Source organism: Agarivorans sp. D1326, from assembly GCF_056958115.1.
In genome coordinates, this window is sequence record NZ_JBTWEN010000008.1 from 195,854 (window position 1) to 218,886 (window position 23,033).

A 23,033-nucleotide genomic window follows, 5' to 3' on the forward strand; every position below is an offset into this window, starting at 1 on the left:
TTTGCTCGCACCTTGCAACCTTGGTTTAGGCCGGTTGTGCGTGTGATTAGGCCGTTTGCCTGACACATCAGTGATTAACATTGGATGGTGGGAATACTATGGAACAGTTTTATTTTACTTATTACGTAAACTACTTTGCTCGAAAAGCTAACAAGCTTAAAAAGGTAAAAGTACACTCATAAGTTGCTCTCGGTAACATAGGCCTTCTCTGTAGTATCTGGAAAGAATTGATAAGACCTAAAAGCCAGCTTTGCTTGCAAAGCTGGCTTTTTTTTATTTTTAGCTGCTTAAGTTAGCTTCACAACAACGTGTAAGCCTGGCTGTTGGTTCTGCAGTTTAATCTCGCCTCCATGCAAACGAACAATCGCTCTCACTAGTGGCAAACCCAGACCGTAACCAGGGCTATTGCGGCTACTTTCTAAGCGATATAAACGCTGAAATACTTTGTCTAATTCAGCCTCTGGAATACCAGGGCCATTGTCGCTCACTGCAAAGCCATTAGCCTTAACGCTTAATTGAATTTGCGCTTTCTCACCGGCATATTTGCTGGCGTTTTCTAGTAAGTTATAAACCGCTCGGAACAACAGAGTGGCATCGCCTTTTAAATAACACGCTTGCTCCACATGTAACGAAACAGTTTGCTGGCGCTCTGCACATAAGGGATGAATCAGCTCCACGGCATCTTCAGCAATCTGCTCCAACTCTACTTCACTAAAGCTAGATTGTTGCTGGTGTTCTAAACGGGTAAGCTCCAGCATCGAGCTAAACGTCGCCAATATGCCATCCAGCTCGTGCAGCATACTTCCTAATTGTTCAGGACTTATTGCTTGCTGTTCGCTATCGAGTAACGCTTGCTCTAGCCGCAAACGCAAACGGCCCAAAGGGGTACGTAAATCATGCGCAATGGCATCGGTTACCCCGGCAATGGCATCAAAGGAATGCTCGACCTGCGCCAACATTTTATTGATGTGTGTGGCCATATGATCAAACTCATCGTTACGCGGACTCAACGCAACTCGAGCACTTAACTCACCCGCTTCCACTTGTTGAACAATACGATTAATACTGTTTACCCGTCGCAATACTTGCGCCGAGAAAAACCACCCCGTCACAATGCCTAGAACCAAGGCCAAACTTAGTGCAACAATACTTGCCTGAATAAAGTGTTCACGTAAATCAAACAGCGCTTCGTCGTCGCTGGCTACCATCAGCCGCCCACCTTCCAGAGTTTGCACGCAGCCAGAATAAAGACGAATTTTGTTGTAGTTGTAGACGGGGAAACGCTTTAATGCCGGGCACTGAGCCAAGCGTTTGGGAATAGCATCTAAGCGCCCATAGGTTGTTTGGCCATTGTCAAAGGCCAATACAAATTGGCGAGATTGCTCAGCCTGTAATAAAAACTGGCTGATAAAGTCTTGCGAGTTTAACTCTTTAGCTAACAAGCTTTGTTGTTGAATCAACTGGCCAAGCTGCTGGTCTTGACTCCGACTTAGCTGGCCAATGCTTAGCTGATACAGTACCCACAACAAAATCCCCACTACTAGCATCAGCAGTGCGGTATACATTCGAGTTAATCGCCAAACTGAGCTAGTGCGGGTTAACCGCCACATATAGCCAGTTTGACGTTTACTTTTCCACCATGCGGTAACCCACGCCACGCACGGTTTCAAGTAAGGGGCTATGGCCATCCAACTCTACCTTTTTTCTTAAACGTGCCACATGCACATCAATAACATTGGTTTGTGGATCAAAATCGTAACTCCACACCGCTTCAAACAATAAAGTGCGGGTAACAACCTGGCCAGCGTGCTCCATTAAATAGCGCAATAACTTAAACTCTTTTGGCTGTAACTGGATCTCTTGCTGACCTCGCCATACCCGCCTTGCTAATAGATCCATGCTCAAGTCAGCAACCTGTAGCTTATTTAAACTCGGCTCCGTTTGACCACGTTGACGCTGCAGCAAAATCTCGATGCGCACCAGTAACTCAGCTAAGGCAAAAGGCTTAACTAAGTAATCATCACCACCCTCTCGCAAGCCTTTGACTCGTTCATCTACGCTGTCTAAGGCACTAAGTATTAGCACGGGTAAGTGCTTATTAGCATTACGCAAAGTAGACAACACCGTTAAACCATCAAGTTTAGGCAGCATGCGATCTAAAACAATTAGCTGATAGTTCTGCTCTAAGGCCAGAAATAAACCCTCTTGCCCATCACTGGCTGCATCTACTTGATAGCCCTGCTCACTAAGCGCACGCTGCAAAAACTGCTGAGTAGTGAGATCATCTTCTACGATTAGTATTCGCACATTGCTTACCTTAAAAATGCCAAGAGGCAACACATTGGCTGCCTCTACTTTTGCGCTTAATGTTTTAAAACCGGAATGGTTTCACCACTTGCCACATCAACAATCACTCGCTGCTTGCCTTGCTCACCCAGTAGTTTGAATTTGTAAAAGGTAATGCCTTTTTCATTCTCTAATTCAAACTCAATAACCTGCGCTTGGTATTTGCTGTTCAGCATGGCCACAGTTTGTTGCAGGGACAGCTCAGATTCTGCTAGCTGCTCAAGCGCTATACGCTCGTCTTCATCTAATTTGCTTACACCCAATATGCTTAGCTTGCTGCTTTCGTTTTTAAGCATTTCGCCATCGGCCAAGCTTAGCTTGAGTTTATGCTTTTGCTCTTGAGCAAGGTTTACTACATCTACCTCATAAACAGCTTGGCCGCGGTAATCATCTAACTCTAGCTCGGTAATTTGTCCTGGATAAGTGTTGTGCACTTTTTCAATTGCTTGCTCTAAGCTAAAACCCGCTTTTTTGATTGCTAAAGCAGAAAGCGCATCATCATCGGCCATCACCGCTGTAGACGTTAATGCAACCGCAGCAGCAACACAGATTTTTTTCGATAATTTAATTGGAAGTTTCATTTGGCTAATCCTCGTTGTGTAATCGACATGAGCAGATTACTAAAACCGCCCTTACCGCAAGGTGGCCACAACATTACATTTTGTTCATCTTAATAAAAACAGAGACTAGCTGCGCAATAAGTACCTAGCCATTGCCCAAATGATAGCGTTTATAAGAACAAAATAAACGATTAATCAAATAGTTCGGTGCTTGTTCTACTGGAATTTTTAGTACTGCGCCAAAGGCTCGGTAGTAAATTTTCGTAAGACCTCGGCTAAATGTGCCGCTTTGTCTTGATGTTTGTTGTGCAGGAAATGATAAAGCGGTACTTGGTCGAGCGCAGGACTCACCACAGTGATTTGTTTATGCCAATACTTTTTAATGACGTATTCGCCAAGTGACAGAGGCAATACCACTACATCAACGCGCTCTCGGCCTAACATAGTGAGCGCTTGATGGGCGGTATTAAAAAACTGAGTACTGTTGTGCTTACGCATCTTTTCTTCTAGAAACAAATGCCCTCGCACCCCTGCAACTCTGTATTGCTGCAAGCTTTGCCAACCGCTCACTAGCGCCTTATCTTTTTTTACAAAGGCAGCAATGGTGATATGGCCTACTGGCACCGGGATCAAAATATGATTAGGTAAGTAACTGCTGGCATAGCGGGTTCTGGCCAATTCGGCATCAATGTCATGATTGTCTCTGGCGTGATGTAAGGAGCGTTTGGCTGGCATAGGCACGATATCCACCTGATAACCGAGTTCTGCATAGGCAGCGCTTACCGTATCGCGCACCTCTGGAAAAGCAGCGATAGTTTCAATCGTAGAGATACGTAAACTAGGCTCAGCACTCAAATAACCACAACAGAGTGTTAGCATGATCAAACAAACAGTTCGCATGCTATTTCCTTAATCTCAAAAGAAAGTAATAACTGATAATCTACTTTTTAGTGTAGTTGATTACTTCTCAAATCAAGTCACAACACTGACAAATTTGTTTATTTATTGACCTAGCTTAATTAAGGCTCATTCAACCGCTGCTTAAACAGTTTAATTAACGGTTGATTGGCATTGCTCTCGGTTGGCAAGCTGCCATAGCCGTAATATAGAGCGAAGGCATCTTCATGGTAACTATGAAAATTAAAATGGGTTTGGTACTGATCAACAACGTCTAACACGTCACTCACCCATTGCAAACCACCGCGTTGCAGTTCAAAGCAACCGCGAATACAACCAAATTCACCAAGATAAAGCGGTACTTGGTGCTGCTCGCCCCAACGCTCCATGGGCTCAATCATTTTCTCAATGAGTTGTTTGTCCCAAGCAACAATATCTTTAAGCCCATTTTGAAAATCTAAACGCAACTGCACACGGCTAGCAGCACCGCTTCCACGGGTTTTCACCCAACCAGAGATTTGATAAAAATGACCAACTTTAGGCACAACAAATTGTTGCGAGCTGCCATTATTGGCATCGCTAGTTGTCTCGCTAATCTGCAATATATCTTCACCACCCTGGCGAAGGTGCTGCGAACGACCACGCCGATTAGCCGACCACAAGTACCAATCTGCGTGTTGGCTTAGGTCAATTTTCACTTCACGCAGAAGCTCCTTACCATCTGGTGCATATTCATTAATCACCACCTGCTTGAACAAGCTATCACCAGCATTATTTGCCGATACGAGGGCTGGATAAATCAAATCAACTTTTGGGTCTTGGAGCTGTAGTTTCTTTCCTTCTACAAATTGCCAGTCGCTGTCAGCGCTGATTATTGGGTTATCAAACTGGGCGCCATACCAACTGGGAGAGCCAATCAATTTTAACCTATCGGGGTCGGGGTAAGAGGCCGGAACTTGGTATTGGCGTAACCATGAGGCTTGCTGGTGGCTAAATGCCATTGGTTCATAAAAGTGATATTGGTAGACAACGTTGGGGTCGGCTAACTTAAAGAAGTTTTGCTGCTCATCGATTTGCCATTGGTTTTTCACAGCCAACAAACGCTCTACAAAAATCATTTGTTGCTGGTTAACTTGTCGAATCGCTGTTACTAACTCGTTAGCAAGATCTTCCCACTGCTGTTTACTTCGAGTAGTGACGGGTTCGTTAAGTAAATCTAAGGCTGCTACATTGGGGTGGCCTTGATAACGCTTGGCAATGGCTTGCCATAGGCTAATTAATCGCAGCTGATTTTCACGCTTATCCCACAAGGCATCGCCCGCACCATTAGATTGAAAACCGCCTTGAGGAACATGAATATTGAGCACAAGATAAATGCCATGCTTTTCTGCCCATTGCACATTTTTATCTAACCAATCCCAACCCGACTGGTGGTATTTATAGGGCGCGCTGTCACTTTCAAAGGTTTGATAATTTAAGTAGAAACGAATGCTATTAAAGCCCATTTCTTTAAGGCGAATATAGTCTTGCTCGTTGTGATGTTGGCTTGGAATACGAGTATTAGCCCATACCTCGTTGCCAAAGGCTACGCCTTTTAAACGTACTTTTTCACCTTTACCATTTACAATAAAACGGCCATCAACTCGGAGACGGTGCGCGTCATCATAATCAGCGGACTGACCAAACACTGTGACCAAATCTAAATTTGGCTTTGGTGTTTCTGCGACAGAACTACAAGCTTGCAGAGTCATTAATATCGTCGCAACAAACACTGAAAAAACAACCCTCATCACCTTATCCTTAATAAGCTATTTAGCTACTCACTCATTATAAATAGCCTCAAAATATAAACTTATGCCCAGTTCAACTAATTGAAATTGATGAAAAACCATTAGAGACAGCGATATTTCGCCACTCAATCAACAACACAAAACTGATAATCCATCACTCCACAACAAGAAAAGTACAAAGCGCTATTAATCAGTTAAAGATAAGCAAATAAAAACAAATAGTTAGAAGATAATGAAAGAAAAGTCTCATAACAGCTTCACGCAAGAAACCATCAACCTTTAGTCAATGTTGCATCAAACTTTCATTTATATGAATAATAACTAAGACTTTGAAACACAAAACAAAAAGAGAAAATAAATGAAAGCTCTACTTTTAAAAGCCGTTTTACTCAGCGCTACAATTGTTCCTTTCGCTGAAGCATCTGAAGCAATTCAAGAAGGTGAAATTAGTAACATCCATTATCGAAATGAGTACCTGAACTTTAAAGTTCAGCACACCAATAGTAATGGCGAGATTGTTAACAGCTGTGAAATGTGTGGTCCAGATATTTCTGGGCACGCTAATGGCGGCTTTTGCTACATCGATAAAACTGACCAAAATCTTATAACTCTATTCCTAGCTTCTTACATGAATAACAAACAGGTATCTGCACGCGTGGAATCTTGGAGTAACTGTAAGGTGTATGACTTCCGCATCGACAAGTAACTACACCAGGTCACTATAAAAAAGCCGACAATTAAGTCGGCTTTTATCTATCTACAAGGAACTAGGCTTTATCAAGCGCTTGGCTAACGTCATTGATGATGTCACCGATGTTTTCAATGCCTACTGAGATACGGATTAAATCGGCACTTACACCTGCTTTTGCTAGCTCTTCATCATTTAACTGACGGTGAGTGGTGGATGCTGGGTGACAAGCAAGCGATTTAGCGTCGCCAATATTCACCAAACGTAAAATCATTTCTAGGGCATCAATAAAGCGGCCACCAGCTTCTTTTCCACCTTTAATGCCAAAGCTCAAAATACCAGAGGCTTTACCACCAACAATCTTTTCGCACAGCTCATTATAAGGGCTGGTAGGCAAAGCAGCGTAGTTTACCCACTCCACTTTAGGGTGTTGCTTAAGGTAAGCCGCTAAGTTTTCAGCATTTTCACAGTGGCGCTCCATTCGTAAACCCAGCGTTTCCAAACCTTGTAAAATTTGGAAAGCATTCATCGGTGAAATAGCCGCGCCAGTGTTACGTAGTGGTACAACGCGACAGCGGCCAATATAGGCCGCAGGGCCTAGCGCTTCGGTATACACCACGCCATGATAAGACGGATCTGGCTCATTTAAGATTTTAAAGCGCTCTTTATTCGCCACCCAGTCAAACTTGCCGGAATCAACAATAATGCCGCCAATAGAGGTGCCATGCCCGCCAATGTATTTAGTTAATGAGTGAATAACGATGTCGGCACCCAGTTCAATCGGCCGACATAAAAACGGCGTAGCAACGGTATTGTCGACCATTAAAGGTAGACCGTGTTTATGGGCAATTTCGGCTAACTTAACCAAGTCCACTACGTTGCCTGCAGGGTTACCAATAGACTCACAGAAAATAGCGCGAGTTTTTTCATCAATAGCCGCTTCAAACCCAGCGTAATCGTCTGCCGATACCATGCGCACATCAATGCCTTGTTTAGGAAAGCTGTGGGCAAACAAATTATAGGTGCCACCATACAGCTGGCTAGTGCTTACGATATTAGTGCCCACTTCACAGATACACTGAATCGCGTAGGTAATTGCTGCCATGCCAGAGGCCAAAGCAAGGCCAGCAATGCCTCCTTCCATAGCTGCAACCCGCTGCTCTAGCACGTCGGTCGTTGGGTTCATAATACGGGTATAGATATTACCCGGAACCTTTAAATCAAACAGATCGGCACCATGCTGAGTATCATCAAAAGTGTAAGACGTCGTTTGATAGATAGGCACCGCGGCCGCTTTAGTGGTAGCTTCCGATTGATAACCATGATGAAGTGCTAAAGACTCTAATTTCATTACTGTTCTCGCTGCTAAAGGAATAAAACAACCCTGTCTGCCGCTTCAAGTATTGCGGCAATTCCATTTATTGCTGGCCACCAGCAATAAACCGAGGATCAACGTAAAGTGTTAGTTGTAGCCTAAACTACGCTACAAAAGATAATAGAAGTATCGCGCTTTGTGATCCATCACTAGGGGCTGTTTATCTTTCGAGCTAATTTTTGTCAGCGACTTAGGTTATTCCCATGTTGTGCCAACGGTAGGTTTTCCAGCGCCAGTGATTAATCAGGCCACGGATAACTTCATCTAAAGCAAAACAGGCCCAAGCACCAATAATGCCAAGCTGCCAGGAGATAGAACAAAGGTAAATAATGGGCACCACGCCCCAAATAAAAGCAACCCCAACGGTGGCGGCAAACCTGCCATCGCCCACCGCTTTTAAGCCCATTCCAGCAACGATATTGATCGCCCGAAACGGCTCCATCACGATACAAATAATCAGCAACCATTTGGCATAAAATGCAACTTGTGGGTCGTCACTAAACAAGCTAATCAAAGGCTGGTAACACCACGCAAACAAGCTCATGTTGGCAAAAGCAAACAGCATGGCCAGCTTAATACAGCGATTGTATGTGGCGTCTACTTCATCTAGTTTTCTCGCTCCCATGTGGTGAGCCATGATGATTTGCCCAGCGGCTGCCAAAGACCAACTCACCGCCATAGAAATAAACAAAAAGCGCAGAACAAAAGTATAAGAAGATACGGCAAGCACACCTAAACTCGCCAATATTCCCGCCACTACGATTTGTTGCAAAGTGTAGTTAGCAGGCTCGGCTGCTGAGGGAATAGCAATTTTCATCAATGGTTTTATCACCGCTCGCATGCGCGGCAATATCGCCCACGTAAACTCAAAGCTTACTTGCGCTTTTATGTGCACAATCAGCATCACAACCACACAAGCAAAGGCATAAGACAACACGGTACCCAAAGCGATACCTTTTAAGCCCATGGGCTCAAGCCCAAACCAACCAAAGAAGAACGTCGCATTTAGAAATATATTCATCACATTGGTGAGCAGCGAGGCCAACATGTTCCAGTTGGTCATTGCTTTAGCCGCTAGAATTGAGCCATAGGCACAACGCAACCCAAAGAAGCCAAAGGTGAAGGCCATAATGGCTAAGTACTCTTCCGCGTAAGTTTGCATCTGCACAGGGAAGTTAAGCCAAAGTGCTATATTGTCGAAATTAAGGTAGGTAAACAGACTAAATGCCAGACCAGCCAGGCCCAGCAACACCACATTAGTCATAAATACCGGCACGACTTTATCAAGCTTATTCGCCCCGTAATATTGAGAGGCCGCAGCCGTGCCGCCAGTAGAGAGCATGGGCAGTACAAAAAAGCCAATCCATAGGTAAGGCATCAATAAACCCGCTGTCGCGGCGGCCTCTTCTCCCAACAGGCTAAGAAAGTAAATATCGGCCATTACAACAATGCCGCCGGTAAGCTGCTCAATTAAAATAGGCCACGCCAAACTAAACAATTTGAGTTTATTTACTGCGGCTTGCGGCATACTTCGGCTCCGGTGTTGGGCAACACTACATTGTAACCAGCTAAAGCACTTATAAGCTTACGATTTTCACTTTAATTGTTATTTTTCTTAAATTTGCAGTGAAGCCTCAATAAACCTTAAAAGCTGTGCATGCTATTTCATTAACTTCGCTAACAAGCGATCACAACTGGCTTTAAGTGCTTGCAACTCTTCCAGGGGTAAATCAGCTTGGCATAACATGGCTTGAGGGATTGCTTCGGCTGGCTCACGCAGTGCTACACCTTGCGGTGTAAGGCTAATAACTCTTACTCGCTCGTCTTGCTCCGACCTGGCTCTAAGCACTAAACCTTTAGCCTCTAAGCGCTTTAGTAGCGGGGTTAAGGTGCCTGAATCCAAGTGAACGCGCTCACCCAAGCTCTTCACACTTACGCTGTCGTGCTCCCACAACACCATCATTACAATGTACTGCAAATAAGTAAGATCCAGCTTATCCAACAGTGGACGATAAGCCCGTCCCATTGCGTTCGAAGCACTGTACAGGGAGAAGCACAATTGCTTATCTAAACTCAGGCTAGCTACATGGTTTTGCTGTTTACTCATCACTGCGCTCTAATGTTTCACTAAAAATAAATTGTGCACAATATACTTGCATTTCGTTTTTGCCTCAACTAAAGTTGTAAACAATTAAATTGCACACAACTTAAAATAAAAGGTAACGATGATGACAACGCTATACACAACTTCAGCAACTGCACTAGCTGGTCGCAATGGACAAGTAAGTACCGACGATAAAAAACTAGATTTAGCTTTAAGCTATCCAAAAGAGATGGGCGGAAGCGGCGAAGCCACTAATCCAGAACAGCTTTTCGCCGCAGGTTATGCAGCGTGTTTTTCTAACGCCATTTTACATGTGGCTCGAGAAGGTAAAGTGGCGATTAAATCTGCTCCTACAACCGCTACTGTAGGCATTGGCCCTAACGACAACGGCGGCTTTGCGCTAACCGTTTCACTTGCGGTAGAGCTTGAATTAGAACAGGCTGCAGCAGAAGAGTTGGTAAAAGTAGCCCACCAAGTTTGCCCGTATTCAAACGCGACTCGCGGCAATATTGATGTAAAACTGTCAGTAAATGACGCTGCCTTATAAGCCGCTGCTCAATAAAAAAACCAAGCCTAGGCTTGGTTTTTTCACTATTTGTCTTTATCTAACAAAGCCTGTCGCTGCCGCTGATATTCTTCATAACTCACGTCGGCTTCATCCATACAGCTTAAATAATCTTGATGATTAGTTTGCTTGTCACACTGTCGTTGCTGGTTGCCCTGCATGGCATGATAGGCCTGCTGCTGGCTGCAAGCACTGGTTATCAGTAAACTAAGAATGATTAGGGTACTTCGCATTGCTAAATTCTCCCTCACACTGCGCTTAAGCAACTATATTAGGCAACTTTCTCAACAAACTCTTTATGAGAATTGTCAGCAAGTCTATTCCTCAATGCTTAGCTGGTTGCTTAAGAATAGAACCCCTTATACATACTAATATTTTGCAGCCTTATCCCCAGCCGAACCAGCTGATTATGCGACACAACAGCAAAGCCTTGTTTGACAAAAAAGTCTTTGGCCACCAATGAGGCATCTACCCGCAGCCCAGCAAGCTTTTGTTCTCGAGCAATGCTTTCAACATGTTGATAAAGCGCTTGGCCCACTGCTTTTCCTTGCTGCTCTGGCGCAACATAAAAGCAATCAATATAGTCTGCTGCTAATTCAATAAATCCTAGCAACTGCTTATCAGCCAAGGCTAAAAAGCAGTGTTTGCTTTTCAAGCGCTGTTGCCAGCGAGAGTAGTCTATATCTAGCGGCGCCCACGCAGCTTTTTGTTCCTTAGAGTAAAGCTCATCGTCAATGGCGTGCACAGCTTGGGTGAACAAATCTGCCACTGCTTGACAGTATTCAGCGGTGTAAGCCGTGATAGTGACCATCATGGCAATAAACTCGACAAAGTTTGATTAATATCTAGCAACATCGGCTCGCCATTGGGACTAAGCAAATAAGCTAAAGCCGCTATATTGAGTAGCACCGTACAATAATAACCCAAGCGAAAAGACTGCTTTTGAGTTTTGTGCCGTAACGTTTGTTGGGCGAGCATCGCACCTGGCCAGCCACCAATAAGCGCAAACACATGCAGCTTGATCTCTTGAACCCGCCAGCGACCCGCTTGCGCTGCCGATTTATCTAGGGCGTATAAAGCAAAAGTAACCACACTCATAACAACATAGAACACTAACAAAGCCAGTGGCAGTTTTTGCAATAACACCAAACTAAGCAATAAAACAAAAAAAGCCAAAGCAGCCATGCCTGCTCGCTTGGCTAAGCCATTTGGCTTATTAGAAAATGCTGGCTTACTACCCACTAAACGCAGCTGCTTAGCGCAGGGACGACCTTGTTTATCCTTCGCTAAGGTGTAATTAAACCAATGGCCAACTAACTTTTCTGGGTCGAGCTTTTTGTCCACAAAGCTGCTTATGTGCACAAACAACTGCTTAGACTCGCCATTCAAGCTGAGAAAGCCAAAACCCTTAGCCCGATTCCACGAGGCCAATTTTGCTTTAGCCATTTTCACCTCGGCTTTTACTCGCCAAGTTTTGGGCAAAGCGCTCAATCTGTTTTGCCATTAGTGGATTGGTATTAGCGAGTCCTTTTGCAACGCCAAGCTGATTTTCGACACTATGATTTTGGCTCTGTTTAAACTGCGCTTGCCAGCTATCAATGCTTATTTCAAAACCAACAATGGCTTTATTTAGCTGTTCAATAAATTTATCGGGTGCATCACTCACTTGCCAAGGCTGACTTTGGGCTTGCTCGTTTTGCTCTGTTAGCCTTTGCAACAAACTTAGCTTCCAAGCAAGATCATCTTGTTTAGTCATGGTCCCATTAATATGCACAGCTTGGTAATTCCAGGTAGGCACCACTTTAGGATTACTTAGTTTTGAGGGGTAATAATTAGGAGAAACATAAGCATCTTCCCCTTGAAACACCACCAAAGCAGCTAGGGGCTTAAGTAAACGCTTTGCTAAAGGATTAATACGAGCAATATGCCCCTGCAAACACCAGTTATCATCAGCATTTTTAGCCAGTAGTAGAGGTACGTGATCGGCCACTAAACCCGCTTCACTTCCGGTACTAATACAGGCTAGAGGATATTCGCTAATCAGCGTAGATACTTGATGCCAATCGTGTTGCTTAAAATGCGTTGGTATGTGCACGTAGTGTTGCTCCCTGTTGTTCTGCTAAATACTCTCACGGAACGGGAGCGTTACACTAGCCTTAGTTGGGCAATTATGGTGCGTACATTTCGGGCTCTTTCGATAAGGTCATGGCATAACCTGCGCTAGCCAAGCCCTCTACATCGGTAGCTTTTACCTGCATTTCTCCGCTTATCCAAACTACTTCCCATGGTTCTATCATATCTATTCCCTTGGGATGACTAACGTGAATAATTTGATTAGGTGGTGGCGGTGGTAAATGCAAACACGCGCCAAAAAATGGCACTAAAAAGAACTCGGTGATTTTGTTGCCATCACTTTCTAATGGCACAATAAAACCGGGCATACGCATGTTTTGCCCATCTAGAGCATGAACTAAGCCACCAGTTTTAATTTGCGGGGCTCGTTCATCTAACTGCACCTCATGATTGATGGGTGCCTGTACAATTTGGCCACGTTCCAACTCAGGAATGAGTGTTTGCCATGGGTTCGCCGCAGCCAACACACTCGTGCTAAGCAAAATCAGTAAACTTAAATATATAATACGCAACATAAAAAGACCTTTAAGCCCGACTTGCGCCGGGCTTAGCATAGAGATTTAGTTAGCGTCTAAAGCGCCACGCATAACATTGTAAATAGCGGTATTGTCTACCGTACGACCCACAAAGGCGTGTGAATTTAGGCCCCAAGATGCAATAGGTACATCTACGTTAGTGTGGCTTCCCCACTTCCAACTTACCTCTGGTACAACACCGATACCGTTGGTTTTCTCAAGCACCAAACCACCGGTTTCGTGGTCTGCGGTTACAACTACCATGCTGTCGCTGCGTAAATCAGACCAATTAACCACTTCTTCCACTGTCTTATCAAAAGCAATGGTTTCGTGAATTAAGCGCTCTTCATCGTTGAGGTGGCCAGCAAAGTCGATTTGTGAACCTTCTACCATCAATACAAAGCCATTTGGATTTTTCGATAAGATTTCAATCGCTACTTGAGTCATTTCATTCAACTGTGGAATGTCTTGCTCTTCGTAACTTTTTTGATCTCCCAAAGGCAATATGTAAGGAATTTCATCTTCACCAAAAATACCGGCAAATAGAATTTCTGCATTTGGGTCGTTAGCAGGTAAAGCCGCTACCGCAGGAATCATATCGGTTTTGTTTTTCACGATAGTGTAGCCACCTAAGTCAGCTTGCTGGCTAATCACATCTACGCCATCAACTTGCTTGCTACCACATAAGGCTACGTTAGGTTTGACATCGCCAAACATGCTCTTTGAAAGCGTCACAAAATCATTTCGATTTGGACCATGTGAAACAAAGGCCGCAGGCGTTGCGTGAACACAGTGTGACGTTGCCACAATACCTACCGATTTACCCTGTTTTTGCGCATATTCCATGATAGTTTCTAAATCAGAGCCATCGCCCGGACGAGCTTGCGCAATGGTGCCAGATATGGCTTTACGACCAGTTGAGATTGCCGTGGCTGCCGCCGCTGAATCGGTGTAATAGTTCATGCCTAGCTCTGCCAAGTTCTCGTAACCCAAGGTATCGGCACTGGCAGTTTTAATATCGCCGCGATGCTTACCAGATTCCAGGAATAAGGCTTCACCCATGTAGGCGCGAGTGATATCAATTTGCCCATAACCCATACCGTCACCAATCATCAACACAATATTGTTGGCTGATTCAAGATCAATGACATCAATCTCTTGGCTAGAACTGGTTTGAGTAGCTAAACCTTGATTGGTGGTTAAGTTTACTTGGTAACGGCCTGTCGCATCTGCACTGGCCAGTTTGCGAATGTCGCTAATGGTTTGGCTATCATCGTCAGTTAGGGTAACGCTCATGTCACCTTCTGTGTCCCAATGGTAACTTTGCGCAAAGGTGCTGCCGTCTGCCGTTAAGCTGGTAGGCAAGTTAGCCACAGTTACGGTGTCGTGACCAACCACTGCACGTACTTTTGCCAAGGTAAGTGGCACAGCTTGCTGACCATCACCCAAAGTGGACAGTGAAAATACGTAGCTGCCCGCTTCTACCTGTGCCGACATTTTGCCGCCTGGGTAAGTTGTCAGTGACGATTCACCTTCGGTTAAGCTAATTGGCTGATTATCTAAAGAGCCATAAACCAATGGTGAATCGATGCCTTGGTGTAAGTTAAAGCTAATGGTACCGGCTTCTGCGAAGTTCATTTGTAGCTGATAGTTACCTGCACCAGCATAGCTGAATTGGCTGCTTTCGTCGGCGGTCCAATCGTTGAAGGTGCCAACTAGGTACATAGCTTGGCTTAAATTATCAACGTCACTGTCGGTGATGTTTTCAATCAACAATGTTGGATTGTCGATGGTGGCTGAAGCATCAAGGGTAAAACGAAATACCTGATCTTCATCGTCGGCAACGGTGATATCCATGTTCTGGTTACCAAAGTCGTCGTACTTACGTTGCAGTTCCATTGGGATATCAAATACCACTTCAGCATCGGCGTCTTCACCAATCGCTAAGTCGCGCTCGGCACTCCAGCTTGGATCAGAGATTTTGAAGGAGTACTCACCTGGCTGCATGCTAAATAAGGCAATGTATTCACCGTCGCCTTGGTAGTGCAATTGAGCTTCTGGGCGCGAAGACCAGCTATTCATAGAGCCCTTGATATACAAGCGACAATCTTTGTTGGCGTCGGCAGCAATTTCTTCATCGCTACATTTAAACGGCCCTAAATCAATACTGTCGGCGATGGGTGGATCCAAATACAGATATTCGGTATCACTATTACAACCGACTACAGCAGATGCGATAGACACCCCTGCAACTACTTTTAATACTTTCCCTAAACGCATTACATTTCCTCAATAAGTACTGATTAACTTGTGGATACATCGAAATAAATACCGCGGGAAAGCTAGCTGCGATTAATGACACTTATATTAAGCCTATGAATCAAAAGCGGTTTACCATCAAAGTAAATGAGCAATTAAGCTCACTTAAAGATAAAAAAGAGAAAGATTAAACTAGCGAGAAGATCAGAAAAGGCTTTCAAAATGAATCGAAAACATTTTCATAAAGTAGGAAATAAAAAATAAGAAATAATTGTGACAGACCAGGTTAATAGTAAAAACCAAGGGAGACGCTAAACAAGCTTCCCTTGGTTTAAACCCTTACACTTTAAAGTTAGCAATACTGGCTTGAATGAGGCTACTTAGTTGGCCTACTTTTTTGGCTTGCTCTGCGGTTTGTTCGGTACCTTCTAAACTCATTTGAGCTGCCGATTCAATATCTTGCATTTCACTAACCACTGTTTCAGAGGTTGATAATTGCGCATCACAAGCCGCACTTACATCATCAAGCAAACGTGTGATGTCGCTTACCAATTGATGGGTTTTCTCTACTGAGAGCTGCATTTCTGACATCAGTTCGAAACTGGTGTTAGCTTGCACTTTGCCTTGTTGCATTTGCCCCTCGGTTTTCTCAGCACCCTTCACTAAGTCACTCATCATCTGTTCGATTTGATCGGTTGAACCACGGGTTTGCTTAGCTAAGTTGCGCACCTCATCGGCAACTACCGCAAAGCCACGGCCATGCTCACCAGCGCGCGCAGACTCGATCGCAGCATTAAGCGCCAGCAAGTTAGTTTGTTCGGCAATGCCGTTAATCACTTCTAAGATTTTGCTGGCGTCTTTACTGTTTTGCGCTAATTCACGCATATCTACCGAGGCTGTATCTACTTGACTCACCAAGTGCTTAATTTCATTGGTAGCCGATTGAGTCAGGGTATTTCCTTGCATCGACGCTTCATCAATCGCAATTGCCGACTGATCGGCATTACGTACATGATTGGCCACTTCATTAAAACCTTGCGACAAGCTGCCAATATGCTGGCTTACTTCGGCAACAACTTGTTGCTGTTGACCTACTTGCCCCTTAGATTGCTGGGCCAACTGGTTTAGCTGATTGGCCGCTTCATTCAAGGTGGCAACATGCTGGTTAATGCTTGTAACCGTGCCTTGCAGCAACTCAATAAATTGATTAAATGCCGCCGCCAGCTGCGCTAGTTCATCTTTACCTTTAACTTTTAAACGCTGGGTTAAATCCCCATCTCCTTGAGCAATCGCCTGCATAGCTTGCACCATCGTAACCACCGGTTGGCGAATGAGTCGGGTAATCACCCATGCAAGCAACAATGAAATAAATACAATTGATACACCAAAAGCCAAGCTTGTGCGCGCAGTTTGGTGCAGCAGCTGGGCAATGGCTTGGCTAGATTCTCCCAAAATCTGCCATTGTGTTTGCTGGCTATCTCCTGCCCCTTTTACTACTTGCTCTGCGGCGGGGTTAAGCAAATCGTCCATCAGTAGTTGTTGTTCTTCCAGCAATTCAAAAATGCTGTTAGCAGCAACAGAGAGCTGGCCCACATACTGTTCTACTTCAATAATCCACGCTTTGTGGTGCTCTCTGTTTAAGCCCTTTCTCAAATCGATAAGATCATTTTCTGCGCCAAACAACTCCAAGTAAAACTGATCTTTACTGCGGCTATCACGGCGATTTAAGTGACTCATTAATCCTATAGACGCTGCTTGAATATGATTCGCTAAACTCACGGTTAAGGCTGGTAAACGCCCCGAGTTAAGAAGATCTAAGGTGGCATGAATATCTGATGTTTTAGCTAATGCTTGCGGTACTAACTGGCGCAGCACGGTGTTCTCGAGGCTACTCACCTCGGCTAACAGCGGCACCAGTTCATCAGCAAAATGCTGATCCAACAATTGGCTGTTGCTAGTTATTTGCTCGGCATTATTAAAGGCTGCCAAATATGGGCTCTTAGCCAAAGCTTGGGCTTGCTCTGCCAACTGCTGGTATTGCTGCAACAAACGCGGGTCTTCTGTTTGGCTATAGCGCGATTGCAGAACCAGACGCTGCAAGGCATTCACCGACAGCTCGCCAGCTAAGCGGGCGCTAGGCTCTACAGTATTGGAGAATTCTACCGCTTGTTGCTCTACGCCACTAAGCGAGTAATGGCTATTCCACAACATCAGTGCAAGCAGCAACACTATGCCCGCAGGGATAAGCGCAATTTTTTGGCTTAGGTTTAATTTGTCCATCATAAGGCTGCCGCTCCTACCATTACCAACAAGCCACTGCGTAAGCTTACAAAGGCAGCATAAGCCTGATTAGCATCGGAATAGGCGTTTACTTGCTTCGGCGGGCTGTCTTTTTCTATTTGTAGAATGGTTTTAGCGCGATGCAGCTCGGCCAGTATATTCACGCTGGTATCCACAAGTTGATAAGCACTAGACTCGCCGGCAGGCAAACGCCCCGGTTTGCTAGGTTCAATAGCCAGTTGGCGAAACAGCCTTTCGAGCAAATACCAAGATTGCAAGGCAACAATGTTTACATCTGTTAGCTCTCTGCCGCTAACACTTAGCTCACTGGAAAACTGCAAAGGTAGCTCTCGGGCTTGGCTAATAAGTAGCAGTTCTGCTTGGGTTTGATTGACGTTGTTGGCTAAGTCTTGCAGTGAATCTCGCTCGACCAAACCTTCAAATAGGTACTCGATGAGCACCAACTGTTGATACACATCGTTAACCGATTTCCCCAAAGGTCGCTCCACTTCTGCCCCTGCAGGTACACCCAACTTAGTCATCACTTGACTCAATTGTTGCTCTAATTCCTCTAGATAAGGCATTACACTGCGTGGGCGAATTACACTATAAGCCACTGGCTTCGGCTCGATTGGGTTTAAACCTTGCGAACTTAATAAGCTAGCAGCCAAAGCACTTAGCTGACGAGTTTTAAACACCAAATGCACAGCCAGCTTATCAGCAAATATCTGTGGTTCGCTCTGTAATTCACTTAAATCATTGGCTGAGCGAATGGCCTGCAATTGCCCGCTAATAAACTGCGTTTTTTGAAATAAGTGGTTGTTATTTACAATCGCCGCGAAGCTACTAGGGCTTATCAATAACAAACACACCCATACACTACGCCACGGTTTAACAATAAGTGATAAAATCATCAAAGTTTTTTCTCTTCCCTGAACTGCTATTCATAGCCAAATTGATTAAAGCTTACGATGAGTTTCAGATTTATCTTTCAAGCATAGAAAGCTTTTAAGAATAAAGCCAAGCAAGAGCCAAACCAACAAATGATGTTAGTTATAAAAAGATGACAATTGAATGACTTATATCAGCTTAGAGATTGAATAAGCGTTTTATGTTCTGCTGAGTGTGCAGCTGTAAATCGGCCACCGTTTGCTCGCGCAAGCCAGCGACTTTTTGATAGATGTGGGGTAAATAGCAAGGTTCGTTACGACGGCTTTTCGGCTTTGGGCGCAAATCGCGAGGTAACAAATAAGGGGCGTCGGTTTCTAACAACAAGCGATCGTTAGGAATCTCTGTCACACGCTGTTGCAGGTCTTCACCGCGGCGTTCATCACATACCCAGCCTGTGATACCAATATATAAGTCTAAATCTAAACACGCTTTAAGTGCGGCTTTATCACTGGTAAAACAGTGCAACACTGCACCGGGAAGCTTATCTCGCCAAGGTGTGAGGATATCGATAAAGCGTTGATGGGCATCGCGTTCATGCATTACCACCGGCATGTTCAACTCGGCAGCTAAAGCTAGCTGGGCCTCAAAAATGGCTTCTTGCTGCGGGCGCGGAGAAAAGTCACGGTTAAAATCTAAGCCACATTCCCCCACTGCCAGCACCTGTGGTTGTGCAAGCAAAGGTTTAAGCTGTTGTAATTGCTCAATAGTTACCGACTTTGCATCATGAGGGTGCACGCCTGCCGTGGCATAACACAGGCCAGGCCACTGCAAAGCCAACTCGCTAACCGCGAGGCTTTCATCCATATCGCTAGCCAACAACAACATGCCGTTTACCCCGGCCTGTTGGGCGCGAGCGATCACTTCATCACGGTCTTTATCAAACTGCGAGCTTGTAAGGTTTAGTGCAATATCGAACATGGGTACGTTAAGCTTGCGCTTCTTCGTCATCTTTACGCACATAAAAGCGCGCAAAGAACAATCCCACTTCAAACAGCAACCACATTGGCAACGCCAACAAGGTTTGTGAAATAACATCTGGTGGGGTTAGCAACATGCCGACCACAAAGGCCCCCACAATTACGTAAGGGCGCTTGCTGCGCAGCTTTTCAGGCGTGGTGGCGCCAGACCAACATAACAACATGGTAGCGATGGGAATTTCAAAGGCTAAACCAAAAGCAAAAAACAGCTTAAGGACAAAGTCCAAATAGTTGGAAATATCGGTGGCAATGGTTACGCCTTCGGGCGCGACCGCAGTGAAAAAAGCAAATGCCAGTGGAAATACCACATAAAAGGCAAACGCCACGCCTGCATAAAACAACAAGCCTGAGCCAAACACTAAGGGGATTAGCAGCTTGCGCTCGTGTTGATACAAACCCGGCGCAATAAAGCCCCAAGCTTGCGCTAACAAATAAGGCATGGCCAAAAATACCGAGGCCACCAAAGTTAGTTTTATCGGGGTAAAAAACGGCGCAGCAACATCGGTAGCAATCATGCTGGCATTTTTTGGCATTACGCTTAACAAAGGCTCGGCGAGCAAAGCGTAAATGTCGTTAGCAAAATACACTAGGCAGAGAAAAATCAGCAAACAAGCCAATACTCCACGTAACAAGCGATTGCGTAACTCAACTAAATGCTCAATTAAGGGCTGCGCAGGGGCGTCACTCATAGCTTATTTTTTATCTTCTTGGCTGGATTCAGGTGGCGGATCACTGGGCATGGTTACCGTGTCGGCCTCGTGTTGATTTTGCTCTGGTGAACTCTTTTGATAAGGGCGAGTCACCGATTCGGCGCGGGCTTTTAAGGTTTCGAAAGATTCACTTAAATCACCATTAAGCGACTCAAGACCTTGCTGCTCGGCTTTTTTAAGGTTTTGGTGAAGCTCGTCTAGCTCAAGCTCCTGCTTAAGCTCGGTAGTTACCGAAGAGACTGACTGCTTTACCTTACGCACCACCGCCAACACACTACGAATAGCGCCTGGCAAGCGTTCAGGGCCTAGTATCACTAAGCCCATCACCGAGATAAGGATTAACTCCCAAAACCCAATATCAAACATGCTTAGCCTTGCTGTTGGTCTTTGCTTTTAGCGGTTTCTTCAGCTTGCTCTTTGTTTTGAGCAAGTTGTTCTGGTGTAGATTTTTCAGCCGTTTTGCTTTCATCGTCGTTCATGGCATTTTTAAAACCTTTTACTGCAGAACCTAGGTCTCCACCCATGTTACGCAGTTTTTTGGTTCCAAATAGCAACACCACAATTACCGCTACGATCAACAGTTGCCAAATACTAATTCCACCCATCTGTTTTTCCTTTTCCTGTTCTGCTTAGCCACAATGGCTATATATCTATTTTAGTTGTCGCCAACTCATTAACCCAACAAACCCACTACTTATTGCCAAGGCTATCGATACGGTCGGTAAACTTGGGTAAAGCAAAGCTGCCGAAATCAAACTTGAAGCGGCTGCCAAGGCTAAAATTAAACTACGCTGGCGCTGCTTTTGTTGCTGCAAATACTGTGCGGTAAATTGCTGAAACTTAAGCTGCTGTTGCTTTGCCAATTGCAGGTTATCATAAACCAACTCTGGTAAATGCGGCAGCGTTTCCAACCAGTAAGGCGCCTTTTCTTTAAAGGCGGTAAATACTGCCTCTGGCCCCACTTGTTTACGCATCCAACGTTCTAAAAAGGGTTTAGCGGTTGCCCACAAATCCAATTCTGGATAAAGCTGACGCCCTAAACCTTCTATGTATAACAAGGTTTTTTGTAACAATACTAACTGCGGCTGAACTTCCATATTGAAGCGACGCGCAGTATTAAACAAATTCAATAGTACGTGACCAAAGGAAATCTCTGATAGCGGCTTGGCAAAAATAGGCTCACACACGGTGCGAATTGCAGCCTCAAACTCTTCCACTTTGGTATCTGCTGGTACCCAACCAGAATCTACATGTAACTGGGCCACCTTGTGATAATCGCGATTAAAAAAAGCCAGAAAGTTTTCGGCTAAATAGCGCTGATCTTCTTTGTTCAAGGTGCCCACAATGCCACAATCAATACCTATGTATTGGGGGTCTTCTGGGTGCTCGCGTGATACAAAAATATTCCCTGGATGCATATCCGCATGGAAAAAGCTGTCTCTGAATACCTGAGTAAAGAACACTTCCACACCACGCTCAGCCAATAGCTTCATATTGGTGTTTTGCGCTACTAACTCATCAATGTTGGCAACAGGGATACCGTAAATGCGTTCCATAACCAACAAGGTCTTGCGGCAATGATCACTGTACACCTCTGGAACATACAGCTCTTTTGCGTCAGTAAAATTACGGCGTAGCTGAATGGCGTTAGAAGCTTCGCGCGCTAGGTCTAATTCATCAACAATGGTTTTTCGGTATTCTTCCACCACTTCTTTTGGACGCAAGCGGCGACCATCAGCAAAAAATAGGGCAAAAAAGCCAGCAACCCGCTGCATTAAAGCAATGTCTGAGAGTATGGTTTGCTCGATGCCAGGGCGAATAACTTTAAGTACCACCTCTTGGCCATTTTCTTTTAAGGTGGCGGTATGTACTTGGGCAATAGAGGCTGATGCCAAGGGCTGCATATCAAAGTCATCAAACAGCTCGTCGATGGGACGTTCTAAAGCCAACTCAATTTGTTGTTTAGCTAGCTCGCCAGAAAACGGAGACACTTGGTCTTGCAGCAAAGCTAGCTCATCGGCGATATCAGGCGGTAGCAAGTCGCGACGGGTCGACATCATTTGGCCAAATTTTATGAATACTGGCCCTAACTCTTCCATCGCCATGCGAATACGGGCGCCAGCAGAGTCATTTTTATGCTGATTACGCCACCAAAACACCATACTGCGCAGTAAACGTAGCGGCCAAGGCCAAAAACGCTTAGGTAACAGTTGGTCGATACCATAACGACAAAGGGTGCGGTTTATTTGACGAAAGCGCGCAAACTCCTTGGGCGTCATTTACTTAAACCCTCAATGCGCAAGGCTAGTTTATCGAGATCCTTACTCATGGCTTGAACTTGCTGCTGCCAGCTTTGATATTCCAATTGTCCCACCAGCAAACCCCATTCTTCACTGGCTATTTCATTTATCTTTGCTGGAGTTTTATTCAATACACTTTTAAGCGCTTGCGCCACCGTGCGACTTTTAGACACCACTTGGTAAGCGGCCACATCGCCAATGCGCTGCGATAGTTTCTCTTCAAAATCTGGATCTAGCTGCAAAAACAAATCGGCAAACTGTTGAGCAAGTTTAATGTCACCTTCCAGTTGCAACTTATCTTGTTTAATTAAACTAGGGATTTTGTCGGCTTGTTTTAACTCAGCCAAGGTAAACAACGACATGCTTAAACTGCAATCGGGCTCTGCCTCATATTGATTAAGCACATCCAGCTGCTGTTCGCTAATCACGAAGTAAAAACACGGTAGCGGCGTTATTTTAATCGCCAGCACTTTACCCGCTAATTGGCCACGGCGCGCTTCACTAGATTCATCCAGCGCCAATACTTGGTTGCTGAGAGCTTCTACACCAGCACTAATTAAAGACGATAAGGGCATAGCGGCCT

At 44.9% G+C, this 23,033-nt stretch carries 24 protein-coding genes; 2 read left to right on the plus strand and 22 right to left on the minus strand.

Annotated features, from left to right (window positions below):
- Positions 1 to 287: 287 nt before the first annotated feature.
- The 5 genes from ACYFDN_RS16125 to ACYFDN_RS16145 form a co-directional block, all read right to left on the minus strand.
- Entirely contained in the window at positions 288 to 1,688 is a 1,401-nt protein-coding gene (locus tag ACYFDN_RS16125; protein WP_483511919.1) for a sensor histidine kinase, read from the minus strand.
- Entirely contained in the window at positions 1,627 to 2,307 is a 681-nt protein-coding gene (locus ACYFDN_RS16130; RefSeq protein ID WP_483511921.1) for a response regulator transcription factor, read from the minus strand. Before ACYFDN_RS16130 ends, ACYFDN_RS16125 begins: the two co-directional genes overlap by 62 nt.
- A gap of 56 nt (positions 2,308 to 2,363) precedes the next feature.
- Positions 2,364 to 2,927 (minus strand): PepSY domain-containing protein, encoded by a 564-nt coding sequence (locus tag ACYFDN_RS16135; RefSeq protein ID WP_152783910.1) that lies wholly within the window; start codon positions 2,925 to 2,927, stop codon positions 2,364 to 2,366.
- A gap of 207 nt (positions 2,928 to 3,134) precedes the next feature.
- Positions 3,135 to 3,806 (minus strand): substrate-binding periplasmic protein, encoded by a 672-nt coding sequence (locus ACYFDN_RS16140; RefSeq protein WP_483511922.1) that lies wholly within the window; start codon positions 3,804 to 3,806, stop codon positions 3,135 to 3,137.
- A gap of 119 nt (positions 3,807 to 3,925) precedes the next feature.
- Complete coding sequence (locus ACYFDN_RS16145) at positions 3,926 to 5,593, minus strand: glycoside hydrolase family 5 protein (protein WP_483511924.1); 1,668 nt, start codon at positions 5,591 to 5,593, stop codon at positions 3,926 to 3,928.
- A gap of 358 nt (positions 5,594 to 5,951) precedes the next feature.
- Between ACYFDN_RS16145 and ACYFDN_RS16150 the strand changes: the two genes are divergently transcribed.
- Complete coding sequence (locus ACYFDN_RS16150) at positions 5,952 to 6,299, plus strand: hypothetical protein (RefSeq protein WP_338623054.1); 348 nt, start codon at positions 5,952 to 5,954, stop codon at positions 6,297 to 6,299.
- Positions 6,300 to 6,360: 61 nt separating this feature from the next.
- On the opposite strand, the gene ACYFDN_RS16155 is transcribed toward ACYFDN_RS16150, so the two are convergent.
- From ACYFDN_RS16155 to ohrR, 3 genes are all read right to left on the minus strand, one after another.
- Positions 6,361 to 7,632, minus strand: a complete 1,272-nt coding sequence (locus ACYFDN_RS16155; protein ID WP_483511925.1) for an O-acetylhomoserine aminocarboxypropyltransferase/cysteine synthase family protein — start codon at positions 7,630 to 7,632, stop codon at positions 6,361 to 6,363.
- Between the two features lie 214 nt (positions 7,633 to 7,846).
- Positions 7,847 to 9,184 carry an MATE family efflux transporter gene (locus ACYFDN_RS16160; RefSeq protein WP_152783921.1) on the minus strand — a complete coding sequence of 446 codons (1,338 nt, stop codon included), beginning with the start codon at positions 9,182 to 9,184 and terminating at the stop codon, positions 7,847 to 7,849.
- A 132-nt stretch (positions 9,185 to 9,316) separates the two neighbouring features.
- The gene (gene ohrR / locus ACYFDN_RS16165; RefSeq protein ID WP_483511927.1) at positions 9,317 to 9,763 is read right to left on the minus strand and encodes a transcriptional regulator OhrR; all 447 of its coding nucleotides are present in this window, start codon (positions 9,761 to 9,763) and stop codon (positions 9,317 to 9,319) included.
- Between the two features lie 121 nt (positions 9,764 to 9,884).
- On the opposite strand from ohrR, the gene ohr reads away from it, so the two are divergent.
- Positions 9,885 to 10,307 carry an organic hydroperoxide reductase Ohr gene (gene ohr, locus ACYFDN_RS16170; protein ID WP_483511929.1) on the plus strand — a complete coding sequence of 141 codons (423 nt, stop codon included), beginning with the start codon at positions 9,885 to 9,887 and terminating at the stop codon, positions 10,305 to 10,307.
- A gap of 44 nt (positions 10,308 to 10,351) precedes the next feature.
- Here ohr and ACYFDN_RS16175 read toward each other — a convergent pair whose 3' ends face one another.
- From ACYFDN_RS16175 to ACYFDN_RS16240, 14 genes are all read right to left on the minus strand, one after another.
- Positions 10,352 to 10,558, minus strand: coding sequence for a hypothetical protein (locus ACYFDN_RS16175; RefSeq protein ID WP_338623046.1), 207 nt, complete (start codon positions 10,556 to 10,558; stop codon positions 10,352 to 10,354).
- Positions 10,559 to 10,668: 110 nt separating this feature from the next.
- Positions 10,669 to 11,139 carry a GNAT family N-acetyltransferase gene (locus ACYFDN_RS16180; protein ID WP_483511930.1) on the minus strand — a complete coding sequence of 157 codons (471 nt, stop codon included), beginning with the start codon at positions 11,137 to 11,139 and terminating at the stop codon, positions 10,669 to 10,671.
- Entirely contained in the window at positions 11,136 to 11,771 is a 636-nt protein-coding gene (locus ACYFDN_RS16185) for a DUF1294 domain-containing protein (protein WP_483511931.1), read from the minus strand. Before ACYFDN_RS16185 ends, ACYFDN_RS16180 begins: the two co-directional genes overlap by 4 nt.
- Positions 11,764 to 12,420, minus strand: a complete 657-nt coding sequence (locus tag ACYFDN_RS16190; RefSeq protein ID WP_483511932.1) for an FMN-binding negative transcriptional regulator — start codon at positions 12,418 to 12,420, stop codon at positions 11,764 to 11,766. Before ACYFDN_RS16190 ends, ACYFDN_RS16185 begins: the two co-directional genes overlap by 8 nt.
- 73 nt (positions 12,421 to 12,493) lie before the next feature.
- Complete coding sequence (locus ACYFDN_RS16195) at positions 12,494 to 12,973, minus strand: DUF3299 domain-containing protein (protein WP_483511933.1); 480 nt, start codon at positions 12,971 to 12,973, stop codon at positions 12,494 to 12,496.
- Positions 12,974 to 13,018: 45 nt separating this feature from the next.
- The gene (locus tag ACYFDN_RS16200; protein ID WP_483511934.1) at positions 13,019 to 15,253 is read right to left on the minus strand and encodes an alkaline phosphatase; all 2,235 of its coding nucleotides are present in this window, start codon (positions 15,251 to 15,253) and stop codon (positions 13,019 to 13,021) included.
- Between the two features lie 318 nt (positions 15,254 to 15,571).
- Positions 15,572 to 17,515, minus strand: coding sequence for a methyl-accepting chemotaxis protein (locus ACYFDN_RS16205; protein WP_483511936.1), 1,944 nt, complete (start codon positions 17,513 to 17,515; stop codon positions 15,572 to 15,574).
- Complete coding sequence (locus tag ACYFDN_RS16210) at positions 17,512 to 18,426, minus strand: hypothetical protein (protein WP_483511938.1); 915 nt, start codon at positions 18,424 to 18,426, stop codon at positions 17,512 to 17,514. The genes ACYFDN_RS16205 and ACYFDN_RS16210 overlap by 4 nt, the downstream gene beginning before the upstream one ends.
- Positions 18,427 to 18,601: 175 nt before the next feature.
- Positions 18,602 to 19,411: a TatD family hydrolase gene (locus ACYFDN_RS16215; RefSeq protein WP_483511939.1), complete on the minus strand. Its 810-nt coding sequence runs from the start codon at positions 19,409 to 19,411 to the stop codon at positions 18,602 to 18,604.
- Positions 19,389 to 20,129 (minus strand): twin-arginine translocase subunit TatC, encoded by a 741-nt coding sequence (tatC, locus tag ACYFDN_RS16220; protein WP_483511940.1) that lies wholly within the window; start codon positions 20,127 to 20,129, stop codon positions 19,389 to 19,391. Before tatC ends, ACYFDN_RS16215 begins: the two co-directional genes overlap by 23 nt.
- Before the next feature lie 3 nt (positions 20,130 to 20,132).
- Positions 20,133 to 20,516 (minus strand): Sec-independent protein translocase protein TatB, encoded by a 384-nt coding sequence (gene tatB, locus ACYFDN_RS16225; protein ID WP_152783942.1) that lies wholly within the window; start codon positions 20,514 to 20,516, stop codon positions 20,133 to 20,135.
- Positions 20,517 to 20,518: 2 nt separating this feature from the next.
- Positions 20,519 to 20,755, minus strand: a complete 237-nt coding sequence (gene tatA / locus ACYFDN_RS16230) for a Sec-independent protein translocase subunit TatA (RefSeq protein WP_016400025.1) — start codon at positions 20,753 to 20,755, stop codon at positions 20,519 to 20,521.
- A 45-nt stretch (positions 20,756 to 20,800) separates the two neighbouring features.
- Positions 20,801 to 22,429, minus strand: a complete 1,629-nt coding sequence (gene ubiB, locus ACYFDN_RS16235; protein ID WP_483511941.1) for a ubiquinone biosynthesis regulatory protein kinase UbiB — start codon at positions 22,427 to 22,429, stop codon at positions 20,801 to 20,803.
- Positions 22,426 to 23,025 carry a ubiquinone biosynthesis accessory factor UbiJ gene (locus tag ACYFDN_RS16240; protein ID WP_016400027.1) on the minus strand — a complete coding sequence of 200 codons (600 nt, stop codon included), beginning with the start codon at positions 23,023 to 23,025 and terminating at the stop codon, positions 22,426 to 22,428. The genes ubiB and ACYFDN_RS16240 overlap by 4 nt, the downstream gene beginning before the upstream one ends.
- Between the last annotated feature and the right edge of the window lie 8 nt (positions 23,026 to 23,033).

What these genes read in the sequence shown, in the direction of transcription:
- ACYFDN_RS16175 (WP_338623046.1), bottom strand. Translation starts at nt 10,558, where the DNA reads ATGCGAAGTACCCTAATCATTCTTAGTTTACTGATAACCAGTGCTTGC.
- ubiB (WP_483511941.1), bottom strand. Translation starts at nt 22,429, where the DNA reads ATGACGCCCAAGGAGTTTGCGCGCTTTCGTCAAATAAACCGCACCCTT.
- ACYFDN_RS16125 (WP_483511919.1), bottom strand. Translation starts at nt 1,688, where the DNA reads ATGGCCATAGCCCCTTACTTGAAACCGTGCGTGGCGTGGGTTACCGCA.
- tatA (WP_016400025.1), bottom strand. Translation starts at nt 20,755, where the DNA reads ATGGGTGGAATTAGTATTTGGCAACTGTTGATCGTAGCGGTAATTGTG.
- ACYFDN_RS16185 (WP_483511931.1), bottom strand. Translation starts at nt 11,771, where the DNA reads ATGGCTAAAGCAAAATTGGCCTCGTGGAATCGGGCTAAGGGTTTTGGC.
- ACYFDN_RS16140 (WP_483511922.1), bottom strand. Translation starts at nt 3,806, where the DNA reads ATGCGAACTGTTTGTTTGATCATGCTAACACTCTGTTGTGGTTATTTG.
- ACYFDN_RS16205 (WP_483511936.1), bottom strand. Translation starts at nt 17,515, where the DNA reads ATGATGGACAAATTAAACCTAAGCCAAAAAATTGCGCTTATCCCTGCG.
- ACYFDN_RS16180 (WP_483511930.1), bottom strand. Translation starts at nt 11,139, where the DNA reads ATGATGGTCACTATCACGGCTTACACCGCTGAATACTGTCAAGCAGTG.
- ACYFDN_RS16155 (WP_483511925.1), bottom strand. Translation starts at nt 7,632, where the DNA reads ATGAAATTAGAGTCTTTAGCACTTCATCATGGTTATCAATCGGAAGCT.
- ACYFDN_RS16200 (WP_483511934.1), bottom strand. Translation starts at nt 15,253, where the DNA reads ATGCGTTTAGGGAAAGTATTAAAAGTAGTTGCAGGGGTGTCTATCGCA.
- ACYFDN_RS16240 (WP_016400027.1), bottom strand. Translation starts at nt 23,025, where the DNA reads ATGCCCTTATCGTCTTTAATTAGTGCTGGTGTAGAAGCTCTCAGCAAC.
- ACYFDN_RS16135 (WP_152783910.1), bottom strand. Translation starts at nt 2,927, where the DNA reads ATGAAACTTCCAATTAAATTATCGAAAAAAATCTGTGTTGCTGCTGCG.
- ACYFDN_RS16145 (WP_483511924.1), bottom strand. Translation starts at nt 5,593, where the DNA reads ATGAGGGTTGTTTTTTCAGTGTTTGTTGCGACGATATTAATGACTCTG.
- ACYFDN_RS16210 (WP_483511938.1), bottom strand. Translation starts at nt 18,426, where the DNA reads ATGATTTTATCACTTATTGTTAAACCGTGGCGTAGTGTATGGGTGTGT.
- ACYFDN_RS16195 (WP_483511933.1), bottom strand. Translation starts at nt 12,973, where the DNA reads ATGTTGCGTATTATATATTTAAGTTTACTGATTTTGCTTAGCACGAGT.
- ACYFDN_RS16215 (WP_483511939.1), bottom strand. Translation starts at nt 19,411, where the DNA reads ATGACGAAGAAGCGCAAGCTTAACGTACCCATGTTCGATATTGCACTA.
- ohr (WP_483511929.1), top strand. Translation starts at nt 9,885, where the DNA reads ATGACAACGCTATACACAACTTCAGCAACTGCACTAGCTGGTCGCAAT.
- ohrR (WP_483511927.1), bottom strand. Translation starts at nt 9,763, where the DNA reads ATGAGTAAACAGCAAAACCATGTAGCTAGCCTGAGTTTAGATAAGCAA.
- ACYFDN_RS16160 (WP_152783921.1), bottom strand. Translation starts at nt 9,184, where the DNA reads ATGCCGCAAGCCGCAGTAAATAAACTCAAATTGTTTAGTTTGGCGTGG.
- ACYFDN_RS16150 (WP_338623054.1), top strand. Translation starts at nt 5,952, where the DNA reads ATGAAAGCTCTACTTTTAAAAGCCGTTTTACTCAGCGCTACAATTGTT.
- tatB (WP_152783942.1), bottom strand. Translation starts at nt 20,516, where the DNA reads ATGTTTGATATTGGGTTTTGGGAGTTAATCCTTATCTCGGTGATGGGC.
- tatC (WP_483511940.1), bottom strand. Translation starts at nt 20,129, where the DNA reads ATGAGTGACGCCCCTGCGCAGCCCTTAATTGAGCATTTAGTTGAGTTA.